At 43.7% G+C, this 14,642-nt stretch carries 14 protein-coding genes; 4 read left to right on the top strand and 10 right to left on the bottom strand.

The window, feature by feature from the left end:
• Positions 1-23: 23 nt before the first annotated feature.
• Together etrA and uspE are read left to right on the top strand one after the other, a co-directional pair.
• The gene (gene etrA, locus EXU30_RS19455; protein WP_130602879.1) at positions 24-776 is read left to right on the top strand and encodes an electron transport transcriptional regulator EtrA; all 753 of its coding nucleotides are present in this window, start codon (positions 24-26) and stop codon (positions 774-776) included.
• A gap of 98 nt (positions 777-874) precedes the next feature.
• Positions 875-1,807 (top strand): universal stress protein UspE, encoded by a 933-nt coding sequence (gene uspE / locus EXU30_RS19450; RefSeq protein WP_130602877.1) that lies wholly within the window; start codon positions 875-877, stop codon positions 1,805-1,807.
• 209 nt (positions 1,808-2,016) lie between these two features.
• Here uspE and EXU30_RS19445 read toward each other — a convergent pair whose 3' ends face one another.
• From EXU30_RS19445 to EXU30_RS19420, 6 genes are all read right to left on the bottom strand, one after another.
• A complete protein-coding gene (locus EXU30_RS19445; protein ID WP_130602875.1) occupies positions 2,017-3,660 on the bottom strand; it encodes an ATP-binding cassette domain-containing protein in 1,644 nt (547 codons plus the stop codon).
• Entirely contained in the window at positions 3,657-4,619 is a 963-nt protein-coding gene (locus tag EXU30_RS19440) for an ABC transporter permease (RefSeq protein ID WP_207234084.1), read from the bottom strand. Before EXU30_RS19440 ends, EXU30_RS19445 begins: the two co-directional genes overlap by 4 nt.
• On the bottom strand, positions 4,620-5,552 hold the full coding sequence (locus EXU30_RS19435) for an ABC transporter permease (RefSeq protein ID WP_130602873.1): 933 nt from the start codon (positions 5,550-5,552) through the stop codon (positions 4,620-4,622). It lies immediately after the preceding gene.
• A 91-nt stretch (positions 5,553-5,643) separates the two neighbouring features.
• A complete protein-coding gene (locus tag EXU30_RS19430; RefSeq protein ID WP_130602871.1) occupies positions 5,644-5,895 on the bottom strand; it encodes a hypothetical protein in 252 nt (83 codons plus the stop codon).
• Entirely contained in the window at positions 5,892-6,929 is a 1,038-nt protein-coding gene (locus tag EXU30_RS19425) for an ABC transporter substrate-binding protein (protein ID WP_130602869.1), read from the bottom strand. Before EXU30_RS19425 ends, EXU30_RS19430 begins: the two co-directional genes overlap by 4 nt.
• Complete coding sequence (locus EXU30_RS19420) at positions 6,926-7,270, bottom strand: hypothetical protein (protein ID WP_130602867.1); 345 nt, start codon at positions 7,268-7,270, stop codon at positions 6,926-6,928. The genes EXU30_RS19425 and EXU30_RS19420 overlap by 4 nt, the downstream gene beginning before the upstream one ends.
• Positions 7,271-7,584: 314 nt before the next feature.
• On the opposite strand from EXU30_RS19420, the gene ttcA reads away from it, so the two are divergent.
• Entirely contained in the window at positions 7,585-8,541 is a 957-nt protein-coding gene (ttcA, locus tag EXU30_RS19415; RefSeq protein WP_165399056.1) for a tRNA 2-thiocytidine(32) synthetase TtcA, read from the top strand.
• A 374-nt stretch (positions 8,542-8,915) separates the two neighbouring features.
• Here the strand turns inward: ttcA and EXU30_RS19410 are convergent, their stop codons facing one another.
• The 4 genes from EXU30_RS19410 to EXU30_RS19395 all read right to left on the bottom strand — a co-directional run bounded on the left by EXU30_RS19410 (position 8,916) and on the right by EXU30_RS19395 (position 13,544).
• Complete coding sequence (locus EXU30_RS19410) at positions 8,916-9,578, bottom strand: DUF2987 domain-containing protein (protein ID WP_130602865.1); 663 nt, start codon at positions 9,576-9,578, stop codon at positions 8,916-8,918.
• Positions 9,571-10,395, bottom strand: coding sequence for a glucosaminidase domain-containing protein (locus EXU30_RS19405; RefSeq protein ID WP_130602863.1), 825 nt, complete (start codon positions 10,393-10,395; stop codon positions 9,571-9,573). The genes EXU30_RS19410 and EXU30_RS19405 overlap by 8 nt, the downstream gene beginning before the upstream one ends.
• Before the next feature lie 172 nt (positions 10,396-10,567).
• Positions 10,568-11,761 (bottom strand): amino acid aminotransferase, encoded by a 1,194-nt coding sequence (locus tag EXU30_RS19400; protein ID WP_130602861.1) that lies wholly within the window; start codon positions 11,759-11,761, stop codon positions 10,568-10,570.
• 343 nt (positions 11,762-12,104) lie between these two features.
• Positions 12,105-13,544 carry a glyceraldehyde-3-phosphate dehydrogenase gene (locus EXU30_RS19395; protein WP_130602859.1) on the bottom strand — a complete coding sequence of 480 codons (1,440 nt, stop codon included), beginning with the start codon at positions 13,542-13,544 and terminating at the stop codon, positions 12,105-12,107.
• A 202-nt stretch (positions 13,545-13,746) separates the two neighbouring features.
• Between EXU30_RS19395 and EXU30_RS19390 the strand changes: the two genes are divergently transcribed.
• Positions 13,747-14,586 carry a DUF2989 domain-containing protein gene (locus tag EXU30_RS19390; protein WP_130602857.1) on the top strand — a complete coding sequence of 280 codons (840 nt, stop codon included), beginning with the start codon at positions 13,747-13,749 and terminating at the stop codon, positions 14,584-14,586.
• Positions 14,587-14,642: the final 56 nt, after the last annotated feature.

Raw genomic sequence — 14,642 nt, 5'->3', positions numbered from 1 at the left:
GTTAGAATTGATTGAGACAAGGTATGCCTACAGATCTAAATAAAGCTCGTCGCGCGTCAACAGGTGGTTGTGCAATTCATTGCCATGATTGCAGTATGGGAGCATTGTGTATTCCCTTTACCCTTAACGACTCAGAATTAGATCGTCTCGACAATATAATCGAGCGTAAAAAGCCAGTGCAAAAAGGTGATCAGATTTTTAAATCTGGTGATCAACTCAAAGCACTTTATGCGATTCGCTCAGGTACCATCAAAAGTTACACCATTACAGAACAAGGTGACGAGCAAATTACTGGCTTTCATTTAGCTGGCGATGTAATTGGTTTCGATGGCATACATGATTTAGAACATCAGAGTTTTGCGCAAGCGCTAGAAACCTCAATGGTGTGCGAGATCCCATACGATACGCTTGATAACCTTTCAGGCACCATGCCTAAACTTAGACAGCAAATCATGCGCTTAATGAGTAATGAGATCATGAGCGACCAAGAAATGATTTTGCTGCTATCTAAAAAGAATGCTGAAGAACGTCTCGCCGCATTTATCCATAACCTAGCCACTCGTTTTGGTAGCCGTGGATTCTCACCAAATGAATTCAGGTTGACTATGACTCGTGGTGATATCGGCAACTATCTTGGCTTAACCGTTGAGACTATTAGCCGTTTACTAGGCCGCTTCCAAAAAGCGGGAATGATCGAAGTTAAAGGTAAATACATTGTCATTGTCGACCAGCAAGCACTAAGCGTACTTGCCGGAAGTGCCAGAATTGCAACGTAAAAAGTAGCTTTTTTGATCTAATTCAATGTTTATTTTTCCCACAGTAGTGATACTGTATTTAGTAGAAAAAGCTAAAATACAATTGCTTGGGAGTGAACATGAAGGATTACAACAAAGTACTCGTCGTCATCAACCCGACTACAGATCATCAAGCGGCATTAGACCGTGCGGTAGACTTGGCATCCAAAAGCCAGGCTGAAGTTATCGCCTTCTTGTCTATTTTTGATTTTTCTTACGAAATGACCTCTATCTTGTCACATCAAGAGCGTGAAGCGATGCGACAAGGCGTTATCGATCAGCGTAAAGCCTGGCTCGATGATATTCTCGTGCAATACCAACCGCGCGGCGTCAATATTCACTCAGAAGTAGTTTGGCATAACCGTCCATTTGAAAGTGTTATTAACTACGCAATGGAGCATGATGTCGACTTGATCGTCAAAGGCACCCATGACCATGACAAACTCAAAGCGGTTATCTTCACGCCTACCGACTGGCACTTGATGCGCAAGGCACCTATTCCGGTGTTGATGGTTAAAGAGCATGACTGGCCAGTTAATGGCAAGATTATTTGTGCAATTAACGTAGCTTGCGAAGATGAAGAGCACCAAAACCTCAATGGAAAAGTCATCCAATATGCTAAGCACTTAGCTGATAAGTTCTCTGCCTCGGTCCACCTAGTTAATGGCTACCCAGGTACACCTGTTAATTTGGCTATTGAGTTACCAGACTTTGACGCTAACAGCTATAACGACACCATCAGAATGCAACATGAGCAGCGAGTGCAGTACATAGCGCAAACCTATGAGATCCCATTTGAGAACTGTCATGTTGAAGAAGGTTTACCTGAAGATATCATTCCAGATATGGCGCAAAAGCTTGATGCCGAGTTAGTTATCTTAGGGACCGTTGGTCGTACTGGCTTCTCTGCAGCGCTTATTGGTAACACCGCTGAGCATGTGATTGACAGCATTAACTGTGATTTACTGGCAATCAAACCTGATGGTTTTAAATCACCACTTGAAGAAGAGTAACCGCTTCATAAGCGTCACAGAGCTTAACGGTAAGCAAAGTTTGAGCTGGTACATTCGAGCAGACAAAGCCCAATGATTTTTCATTGGGCTTTTGATTTTAACCACAGGGAAAATTCGTACTAGCTGGTCTTACGATTTACCTTTTCATCATCGACTCCATACTGATCAATGCTTCACAACTCCCCCGCTTTTTAATTCACTTTTTGTAGCTAAACTTTTTGTAACTCAACTTTCTGCAACTCGAGAATGTCATCACATACTGCGTTAAGTAGCTCACCGTCGTGACTGACAATGACTAGCGTAATGTTAGTTTCGCGCACAAACGAGACTAAAAGCTGCATCACTTGTTTGGCAGTGATAGGGTCAAGCCGCGATACGGCTTCGTCAGCGAAAATAAACTCAGGTTTCAGTAGCATAAGCCTTAGTAAAGCAAGTCTTTGTAACTCACCACCAGATAATTGGCTAGGAAGCTTATCTAATAAACTAGCGCTCAAATTTAATTTTGGCAGCAGCGTCTGTACCTCATCGGATTTTACATGCGCTAAAGACGTCAAATCTTGCAATTGCACTCTAATGCTGCAACTTGGCTCAAAGCTACTAATTGGGTCTTGATACAGCTTTAACCAACGAGCTTTGTTTTCATGCGCTACTTTGAGCTCACCCGCAATTGGCTCAATCAAACCTAACAAGGTATCACCTAAGGTGGTTTTACCTACGCCGCTGTCGCCTGCTAAGCCAATGATTTGTCTCTTATATATAGTGAAGTCTATCGGCTTGATAATGGCTCGCAGCGCCCTTCCCACTTGCAGCTTTTTTGCTTGAATAAGCGGAGTTCGCTCATCATCTTGTCGACTGACATCATTACCTTTTGCACTAGGAAACACTTGTAGCGGTTTGGCTCGATGATTAACATCAGCGCGCCAATGCTTAGGGTTGGCTTGAATTAGGCTATTTGTGAATTCATGACTGGCATCAAGCTCAATTGTCGCGGCATTAATTGATTCAATTAACAGGCCCTGCTTGATAACTAAGACCTTGCCACCAATGGCTTTTACCAAGTTCAAATCATGGGTCACGCAAATGAGTCCAGCTTGAGCGCCATAAGCATTGAGGTTAGCGTAAAGCCGCTTACAGCAGCCATCATCTAGCCCTTTAGTAGGCTCATCTAGCAGCAATAGTCGCGAGTTGTTGGTGGTAGCACATAAGTAGGCAAGACGCTGCGCCATTCCGCCCGAAAGATGTCTTGGGTACTTGTCATAGGCACTTATCAAGCCCGCATCTTGCATCTGCTCGAGACTATGACTCACGGCTGCTCGCCTACCAATGCCATTTAAGCAGGAGTGGATTTCGCTGAGTTGTTGATAGTTAACCATTAACGGGTCAAGTAATGTCACAGGCTCTTGAGGAAGCAAAGATATGCTTGTGTCCCACAGCGCCGCCAGCTGTTTGTCTGACAAAGCCACGCCATCAAATGTGATTGTGCCTCGTCTAATTAACCCTGGGGGAAGGCAGCCCATAATGGCTTGCAAAATTAAGCTCTTGCCCGCGCCTGTTTCTCCAATAATACAAACAGGGTTATTGATATTAACCTCAAATCTAATTGGCGCGACAAGTAGTTGCTTGTTAGCACTAGCAGTCGATAGCTGATTTGATTTGAGCTTGGTTAACAACTGCTTAAAGTAAGCTGAGTGTGAAGCCAACTCAATGCTGAGGTTTTCAACTTTAAGCAACGAAGGTTTTGACTTGAGTTTAGGCGCAGGTTTGGGTTTAGAGATAGTTTTGGGTTTATAAATAGGTTTGGGTTTAGAAATAGATTTGGGTTTAGAAATAGATTTGGATCGAGAGGCCATCATAGTTTGCTCACCTCGGCCGGAGATTGGTTTTCTGCCGTACTTTCCTTTGCAGAGCTGTCGTTTGCAAAGTTGCCGTTTGCAGAGTTATCACTCGCCAGATGGCACTCAGGCGAAACTTTGCTAGACGTTCTATCACTGTCAGCCATCAAGTGAAAACTTAGCACCAGCAGTGAAATAGCCACTAATGGCTGCGCGACCAACCAAGGTGCTTGTTGATAGTATGGAAATAGCTCAACACTCATTAATCCAAGCTCCGCGGTAGGAGGCTGAATGCCAACATACACAAACCCAAGCCCTGCCATCATCAATATCGCGTTAGCCGCACCAAATGCCATCATGGTAGACAGTGTCGGCGCAAGATCTGGGATGATATGACGCTTTATCAGGTAGCGGTTGTCAAAACCCAACAAGCGTGAATTTTCAGCTCTAGGACTCGCGAGAATGGCTTTAGCTCGTTGACGCGTTACCCGGTAATACTCAACCCATTGCACCAACGCAATGGCGATATAAATCATCAATAATGACCCGGGCACCATTGCAGATAACAACAGCACAATCACTAATGCTGGTAAAGCCAAAACGATATTACTCACCCCATCGATAAAGCCCGCCAGCCTAGCCGGGCTAAATACAGAGACTAAACCTAAGCCTACCCCAACTATGCTCGCCGTTAGTACGCAAATAACCCCAAGCATTAATGACAATACAATGGCACTGGCAAGGCGCATTAACATGCTACGACCATACTGATCCGTACCTAACCAATGCTCTAAACTCGGTATGGTCAACGTATGCTGCAGGTTCTGCCCATCTATCGAAAAACCGCTAAAACAAAGCACCAACAGACTGAGCCCAAGCATGGCAATTAGCAAAACTAGGCCAACAAATTGCTTTACGGACATGCGATTAAAAGCAGATACAGTCAATTGCAACAGACTTGTAGGATAATTTGTTGGCATTTATTCGAGCCCTCTTGGGTCAAGCTTGTAGCAAATCAAATCGGTTATGGTGTTTACCGCGACAAACAAAAAGCCCATCATCAAGGCGCAGCCTTGGATAACAGGTACGTCTCTGGCAAATATCGCGTGGGCAAGCCCGTGGCCAATTCCCGGCCAGCTAAACAGCGACTCAATCATCACTATGCCTTCAATCACAATTACCAGTTGAATGCCAAGATAAGTCACCACAGGCGCGGATATATTCTTTACACCGTGGCGTAGCAATGTTTGCTTAACCGTTAACCCTTTAAAACGAGAGAACTGATAAAAGGCAGATTGGCTCACATCAAGTGCGTTGACGTATATAACCCGATTAGTCACAGCTGCCAAGCTTATGCCTAAGGTAAATGCAGGGAGCAATAAATACTGCCAGGAGCCGTAGCCCGCAACAGGCGCTAAGTTAAGCTCAATGGCAAATATCGCAATCAAAACAATGCCAATCACAAATACTGGCATTGACTTAGTCAATACAGATATCAAACTAATGAACGGGTTTAGGATGCGCGGATACTTCACACTTAACAGTCCAAAAGGGATTGATATGAGTAACGCGATAAGCACCGCAGATATTGCCAGCACCAGTGAATGGCCAACTTGGTGGTATAGCATGTCAGATACGTTCTGGCCGCTAACTAGCGAGGTGCCAAAATTAAAACGAATGAGATCGTTAAACCAATACATCAAGCTCTCAACAAGCCCTGCATCTAGATTCAATTCAATCGCAACTTGCTGCGCAGCCAACATCGACACATTGTCTTGCCCATAGCGCCCTGCGGCAATGCGGTAGGCCATGTCACCGGGCAGAGAGTGCATGATCAAAAACGACAACACGCCCACAACCAGCATTACCGAAAACAGTTGTAATATGCGCCGATATAAAATATCTATTACCATTGTTCACACACCCGCTTATTTTCGCGCCTATTCGTCGTGAACCTCATTGTCGATTTGCTCACTTTCGATTTACTACTTGCTCTGAACCTTGTCATTTGCGCGGCTCACCTTCTGAACGTTCCTTAAAACTCAGCTGATTGATGAAATAGCTGCGCTCAAACGGGTCGAAAGAGAAATTTCTGATACGTTTATTTACGCTGATGTTTTGCCGATAATGGGCAATGGCAAGCACAGGGAATTGTTGTTCAATGACGTTTAGCGCATCTTGTTTTAGTTCACTTGAAACGTTAGATATCTGAGCTTGTTTAAACAGAGCGTCGACAGCATCGTCTCGCCAGTTCATCGCCCCCAATCACCGCCGCCATTGGCGTAATCCTGCAAGATTGTCATCAACGGGTCGGCTAGAAAACCAAAATTTCGCGCCATCAATCCAACTTGTAAGCTGCCATCATGGTGACCTGCGGGGATCATGCTTGAGTTAGTTACATTGATATCAAGCTTAATACCAAGCTTTGCCCACTGCGCCTGCACGGCTGTCGCCACTTTAGTTAACTCAGGTCTATCGGCATAGGTCACTAGCGTTAGTTTAAAAGGCTGCTTGTGAGCATCGAGCAGTATTCCATCGATTTGTTTCCAACCAGCTTGCTTGAGTAACTGCTTAGCAAGCGTTAAACGCTCAGAGCTTGATTGCAGCTGTTTTTGATGTTGTGTACTTGGTAACTTATGCCACTGTGTGAAACTTAGTGGTAATAAGCTTGTACTTGCCGCCGCTTTATCGCCGATGATGGTAGCGGCTATACCTTGCCTATCAAGAGCAAGACTCAGTGCTTGGCGTACACGCACATCGTGAAGCTGGCTATCACCGCTGTTTAATTTCAGGAGTAGCGTTCTTGGGATCGGCGCAGAGATAATCTCAACCGGCGCATCTGCTAATTGTGGGAATGACGATGATGCCAGCGTAAATACAATATCTGCTTCTTGTGATTTCGCTTGCAGCACTCGACTTTCCGCTCTATGACCAGTTAAGTAGCTGGCATAGGTAATTGACGGTTTTTGCCCCCAATAACTATCATTTGCCTTAACAATGAGTTTATGTGGTGGCGAGAAATGCATAAGTGAGTAAGGCCCGGTGCCAATAAGCTCGGTGACCTCGCCATCTGTAAAGCTTGCTGGGGCGATTATCGCATTAGCATAATGGGTGAGCAGTAAACCCAGCATGGGATAAGGCTTGTTTAAAGCAATCATTATCTCTCGCTCATCAATAGCCTCAATTGATGCTATCGGAGCCATTCGCAAACTGCCGTGAGTCGCTAATGCGGCTTGCAGACTTTGCTGTACGGCGTGGGCGTTTAACTCGCTGCCATCATGGAATGTCACCCCTCACGCAAGTTAAAATGCCAGCTCAATCCGTCACTGGTTTGCCAGTAATCTGTTGCTAATGCAGGTTTTAATTGCCCTTTTTTGTCGACATCCAGCAGAGTTTCAATCACCTGCATGCGGGTATAGATATAACCATGCTTGGCTGGCTCAAATGAGGTGAACTCCCATGGGCCACTAATGGATACAGTGTTATGCCGCTGCACCTGATAAAACTTATCCGCAAGAATGTGGTTAAACAGCATTGCAACGAGTATGAATGCAATGCTTGCAACAATAAGCAGTTTGACCCGAGCAACTAACACTCGTCGAATAAGCTGCGCGGTTAATGGATGGGACATATAGGCTCAATAAAACCGTCATTAAACTTGGCGGCTAACAGTGGCACAAAATTTTAGAAGATACAGAGTGTTATACGCAATTACAGCCAAGGTTCTCAAGGGAACAGATCACATATCTTTAAGCTGATTGAGCTAAGCTTTTCAAAAACAGATCTCAGCTGCATTTTGAGTAACTAGCACTTGCTAGTAGTCGAGCAAATGCTTGTTAACAACTCGTTAGTTTAGGTCAAGTAATGCCGCGCAAAGCTTTACCATTCTTGCTAATACTGGAATAATACGCGCCCTGAAACTCAAGTAAGCAAGCGGTCAAAGGTATGTCTGAACTGGCACAAGAAACCATCAAGAAAAATATTACTCGTATGAACAAGTTACAAAAGCGTCTGCGTCGTGAAGTTGGCAGTGCCATTGCTGACTACAACATGATTGAAGATGGCGACAGAGTAATGTGCTGTTTATCTGGCGGTAAAGACAGCTATGCCATGCTAGACATCTTGCTTAATTTGCAGCAGCGTGCACCAATCAAATTTGAAATTGTGGCGGTAAACCTTGATCAAAAACAGCCAGGGTTTCCAGAAGATGTATTACCAAGATACCTAGATCAAGTAGGCGTTGCTTATCATATTCTTGAAAAAGACACCTACTCAATCGTTAAAGAAAAAATCCCTGAAGGTAAAACTACCTGCTCTTTATGCTCGCGCCTACGCCGCGGCACGCTATACGGCTTTGCTCAACGTATTGGCGCAACTAAAATTGCCCTAGGGCACCATAGAGATGACATCATCGAAACCATGTTCTTAAACATGTTCTATGGCGGTAAGATGAAAGCCATGCCGCCTAAATTACTGTCTGACGATGGCGCTAACATGGTGATCCGCCCGCTTGCCTACTGCCGCGAAAAAGACATTGCCGAATACGCAAAACTCAAAGAATTCCCGATTATTCCGTGTAATTTATGCGGTTCACAGGAAAACCTTAAGCGTCAAGCAATTAAAGATATGATGAAGCAATGGGACAAGCAGCACCCTGGTCGCATTGAAACCATCTTTACTGCGATGCAAAACACCGCGCCATCTCAGGGTGTTGACCGTGAGCAGTTTGACTTTGTAAGCCTTAAGCGCGATCCAAATGCACCAATGAAGGGCGACGTGGCTGAAGCTGACTTGCCAGCATTTGATTTCTTAGATATCAGTAACAGCGGCCACATTAATCTTGATGAAGCTGCACCTGATAGAGGCCAGCGCATTGATGTGGTGGAGACCTTCCAGCCATAAGCTTGGTCTAGACATAGCGAAATAAATATCGACTCTGAAACAAAAACAGCCTCAAATGAGGCTGTTTTTTTGTGCTTGACTAGGGCCTGTTAATCTTTGCTGATTAGAATTTGTTCGAATTAAAAGCACTTTAATTGAGGCGTGAGCGATGACGTCTAGTCACCTACACAAATTCGCTCGCAATAATGAGTAAAGTGCTTTTAAACGAACCTTTCAGGCAGCGCTTGTTGTCATTTCTACTATGTTAACGACTTACTCATGTGGAATAACCACACATCAAAGTCGTTGCCTTGTATAAATTTCCAACAAGCAGCTGTAAAAATAATCTTGAAAGATCAATAGGCCCTAACCTCTTATAACTAAATGTAAGCGAACTAATTCAAATGGGGGCTGATCACCGTTGGCATTTGACTAAACTCGACCTGCTTCGCGTTTTCGATTAACTCACGAGTTAAGGTTGCACTGTAGTGTTCACCTTGCATAGATTGCTCTAATTCCACTGATTTGCCATCGATCAACACACTGTTAAGCTCTGATTCAAATTGCAGCTTAATGCCCGCAACAGGATCAGAAAAATACTTCATCGGAAAACCCAGTAAGCTATCAAGCAGTTTATCCATGTCTGCCATCAGGTCTGTTAGCTCGCTTGCTGAGTAACTCTGCTTAACTGATTTCGCGCGCACTTGCACCGCTATCCCACACTGTTTACCATCGCCATCAACGGTTAGGTTGATCAAGGCGCGATCAGATTTAAGCTGCGGGTCGTAAGGAATAAATAGTCGCTGCTCAGCGTTATAGGTCAGTGGGAACTGTTGCTTCTCTGTACGTATATCGCCACTCACTATCTTGCAGCCCGGTTTTTCAGGCACAGAAAAGACTAAATCAACTAATGGATGATTACTCTTATGAGCACGCTTAAGCTTGTCATAAAAGCCGTTGTATTCGAGTGAGATAGTTTCACTGTAAGCAACACTGGAAAACAGGCTAGTTGTGAAAAGACCAGTAACAGATAATGCGACAATAACTGCTTTACGCATTGACGGCGGTTCCTTGTAATAGTTTTTTATTGTGACGCAGCATATCGAGTAGCTCGTCGATATAAGCTTGTTTACGCTCAGAATAATGCATAAGCCCATAAACTAACTCTTCGGCAGTAGGCTCTATGTGCTGGGCACGAAGATCAGCTCGAATTGAGCGAAACATCTTGTATGCCTGATTGTTGTTTAGGTTATTCATATAGGCGATTACTGAGTCTTTCGGTGAGTCAAACACCGCTACCTCATGGTTCAACCCCGGTGTACGCGACAATGGCACGAGACCGCAACCTTTTGAGAAGCACCACTGACCAAAATAGTTATTACCTTTTTGTGAAAAGCGCGAGCTACCCCAACCGCTTTCATTGGCGGCTTGTACCAGCACAAGTTCAACAGGGATAGTGTCGACTTTAAGCAACAACTGCCTGAGCTGTTTAATGCCAATGTCTTTACCCGCCAGTCGGTAACGTTTAGCGATTCTATCAAGTTGAAGCTTTTCTGCTGCAGTGAGCTGCTCGCCTTCTTGCAGGTGGGCAAGAATAGATTGGATTTGTTTGCGCTCATTAATGATCATGGTGTTTTCTTCAATCACTAATGGGCGAAAGTAGTTAAAAAAGGTCAATTTTTTCTGAGTGACATCGTCCACCGCTTTAAAGTCTGGCAGTGGTGTCTCGTCTTTTTCAACTTCAGATTTAATGACTCTTGAAATACTAGGTAACTGTTTATCAATAAATGGGATCACTCCTGCTCTAAACACAATAATCAGTACTACTATGGTTGCCAAAGCTAGGGTAAATTTTCCAACGCGACCTGTTTTCAAGCTGTCATCCTTATCGCAATAATTTGCATGGATTATAAACCGAACTCGTCATAAAACAGAAATCTATTCTTGTTTGGCTTGGGTAACTAATTGCATAAGTAAAAACAAAAAACGAGCACCTAAGTGCTCGTTTTTACTATGTGTTTAGTATTTGGTATCTAGTAACTAATAGCTAAAGCACTTGTGCAATCGCTTTACACACAACTGGTAAGTTTGCCTTTGTTAAGCCAGCGACACTGATGCGGCCAGAGCCAACAATATACACACCAAACTCGTCTTTTAGTCGCGCCACTTGCTCTTTGCTTAGGCCAGAGAAACTAAACATACCATTTTGTTTGGCAATAAAGCTGAAGTCTTGGGTCACCCCCTCTGCTGCCAATGTGGCAACAAACAGCTCGCGCATCTGGGCAATACGGCTACGCATTTGTGCAAGCTCTTGCTCCCACTCAGCGCGAAGCTCAGCGTCGGCTAAAATTGTCGACACAATTAAGCCGCCATGTGCAGGTGGGTTTGAGTAGCTAGAGCGAATGGTTTTCTTAACCTGGCTAAATGCGCGCTCAGCTTCTTCGCTATTTACTGCTACTAAGGTAACTGCGCCAATACGTTCATTGTATAAACCAAAGTTCTTAGAAAATGAGTTAGCAACGATAAGCTCAGACACTTGCGCAGCAACGGTGCGTAGACCTTGCGCATCTTCTTCAATACCCGCGCCGAAACCCTGATAAGCAAAATCAAATAAAGGCACTAGCTGCTGCTTAACACATAACTCGCCAATTTGACGCCATTGGTCGATCGTGAGGTCAATACCGGTTGGATTATGGCAGCAACCGTGCAATAGCACGATATCGCCAGCTTTTGCGTTAGCAAGACTGGCTAACATTGCATCAAAGTCAATGTCGTGTTGTTCAGCAACATAGTAATCGTAAGTTTCGATATTTAGACCAGCGGCACTGAAAATACTCTGATGGTTAGCCCAGGTTGGGTTACTTACCCAAATCGTGTCCGCACTGGTGTTATTAACTAAGAACTCTGCCGCCATACGCAGTGAGCCGGTACCACCTGGAGCCTGCGCTGTACGCGCGCGCTTATCTGCAATAATTGGGCTAGCATCACCAAAAAGCAAAGCTTGTACTGCTTGGTTATAGGCTTGTACACCGTCAATGCCTAAATAGCTTTTAGATTTCTCAATCTCAATCAACTTAGCTTCAGCTTTCTTCACTGAAGAAAGTACCGGCGTCTGCCCTGCTTCATCCTTATAAATACCTACGCCTAGATTAACTTTAGTTGGGCGTGTATCGGCTTTAAATGCATCGGTTAAGCCTAAAATCGGATCCGCTGGAGCTTGAGTGACATTAGAGAAAATCATACTAGGTGTCCTAAATTTCTTTTAAGGGTAACAATTGAGGGTAATTGATGTTTCAACCAGCGTAACTTATACCATTGTATTGCCGTGGTGAGTAGCGAGAACTCATCATGTTGTTAAGAAACTCATAATTTATGAACAATACTCAGTTTTCGTCCTACAAAATTATTAAATCAACAATAGTTTTAACCTAATAGACAAAAATGTCGACTCAAACGCCAGTTTCGCAAAACAGATGGATGGTAGAGTTGAATTAGGGAATAGTTCGCTCAGGACTGAAAACAAAAAAGCACCTTTAAAAGGTGCTTTTTAAACGTCTAATTAGACTCAGTTTAAGGTTTTGAGCCTATTTTTGGCTTGGCAAAGATAGCGTAGTTAAACCTAGCATCTTCTGCATAACACCAACTACCTGGCAGCTATAGCCAAACTCGTTGTCGTACCAGACATAAAGAATAGCGCGCTTACCATCAGCAATCGTAGCTTGTGAATCAACAACACCAGCATAACGAGAACCAACTAAGTCATTTGACACAATTTCAGTCGACTCAGTGAAGTCGATTTGATATTGCAGATCAGATTGCAATGCCATGTGCTTCAAGTAATCGTTCATTTCGTCACGATCAGTTTCACCGTTTAGGTTCAAGCTGATAATCGCCATCGATACATTTGGAGTAGGTACGCGGATAGCATTACCGGTTAGCTTACCTTCAAGAGCCGGTAGCGCTTTAGATACTGCTTTCGCAGCACCTGTTTCAGTGATAACCATGTTTAATGGTGCACTGCGACCGCGGCGGTCAGCTTTGTGGTAGTTGTCGATAAGGTTTTGGTCGTTAGTGTACGAGTGAATCGTCTCAACGTGACCATTCTCAATACCATACTTATCGTTAACCGCTTTAAGAATTGGGGTAATGGCGTTAGTAGTACAACTTGCCGCAGATACGATAGTGTCAGTATCTAGAATGTCACTGTCGTTCACACCGTAAACGACATTTTTGATTGCGCCTTTAGCAGGAGCAGTCAATAGTACCTTGCTAGCACCTTTACTCTTAAGGTGCAGACCTAGGCCATCTTCGTCTTTCCAGATACCCGTGTTATCAACTACTAGCGCATCATTGATGCCATATTTTGTGTAGTCAACTTCATCTGGCGAGTTTGCGTAGATAACTTGAATGTAAGTACCGTTAGCAATAATTGCATTGTTTTCTTCATCGACTTCAACCGAGCCGTTAAATGCACCATGAACTGAGTCGCGACGTAGCAAGCTTGCACGCTTTTCAAGGTCACCCTTCTTACCACCACGCAGTACAATTGCACGTAAACAAAGCTTGTTGCTTTGACCTGTACGTTCAATCATAAGACGCGCTAATAAACGACCGATACGACCGAAACCGTATAATACAACATCACGTGCTGGTGTGTCGTCACCATAGTTCATTGCACCTTCTAGCTCACGAGTCATGTAAGCTTGGATTTCAGATGCATCTGAATGGTTTTTCCAGTAGTTAACCGCTAGCTTACCGATATCAACTTTACAGTGTTTAACAGCAAGTTTGCTTAATGCTTCTACGAATGGGAAGCTTTCACGTAAACGTAGCTTTTCACCAACGTGACGACGTACTAATCGATGAGCTTTGATAACCTCAATGGTTGAAGCACTTAATAACGGCTTACCATACAACATAACCTCAACACCTTGGTTACGGTATAGCTTACCGAGCAATGGTTGCATTGCTTCTGCCATTTCAAATCGTTCTTGCCAGCTACGTAAATGTTTATCTGCGCTCATGAAGGGATCCTTTATCTCACTTTTCGTCATTTATTTGAAGAAAGGTTTGAGTAACAAAAAGAAAAGACCAATAATGATTTTATAATAGGGGCTCAGCCCCGCTAGGTCGGCGACATTGTAATGAAATCTCATCGATTTCGCCAGTAACAAATTTCCTGTAAACATGTAATTTTATTAGACAAATTTAAGATTTGGAGTCAATTTGAGACGGAATTTTGTAATAATTACATCAATTGGTTTGTCGGGGTTATTTTTCGGGCTTTTTGGCTGCGAAAATGACCGAAATAGCGACCAGATTTGTAAAAATAATCCTCAACTTTGTGCTGATCTTCATCGAGATAGTTGGTGTCGATACGAAAAAGGCGACCTGATCCGCCATCGTTACCAATTAATGAACAGCCAAACACCGAGTGGTAAACAATTATTCGACCTTCTCATTCACCTTGAAGATTACAGTAACTGTATTGAACTTGCTGCAGGCGTTGAGCACATCTTGCATCCTGAGCGAACTCAAGACAGAAAACGTGCGTTTGCAGTGAGCACGCAAACGCTAGCTGAGCTGCGCGAATACACTAAAGATAACCCCGATTTACATTTGGCCTACTATCGCTGGCTCAGATTTAATGACTTCCCCTCTTTGCAAATCGTATTAGACCAGTTTGCACAAGGATTAGTTAACGACAACCAAATAAAGGCATCATTAGCAAGTCACTTTGTGCGCATTGACCAAGCAAAATCAAAAGCACTTTATTTAGAACTACTGTCCGTCGACGACCCAGATGGCTTTAATACTGACTGGTTATTGGGTTTAGCTTCGGTTTATCAAAGGTTGCAAGATTTTGAAAATGCCTACTTGTTCACCAAGGCTAATATTCTCATGACAGACAATAAAGCCGATGAAAGACAGCTACTCGGCTTCATTAATGGCAATAAACAATTGGCAAACCAACTAGACACCCAAGCACAAGCGTTAGTTGATTCCATCGAAAGTGGAAATTTTGCCACTTCAGAAATTGGTCAAAAATTAATTAACCTGCAATAAACCAATTCGTAAAAAACGTCTATCATAGGTGTTAACTTGACGTGACACGTGTTTTT

This window comes from Shewanella maritima (genome assembly GCF_004295345.1).
Classification (GTDB): domain Bacteria; phylum Pseudomonadota; class Gammaproteobacteria; order Enterobacterales; family Shewanellaceae; genus Shewanella; species Shewanella maritima.
The sequence above is the reverse complement of the archived record's forward strand: the minus strand, read 5'-3'. Positions and strand labels throughout refer to the sequence as shown.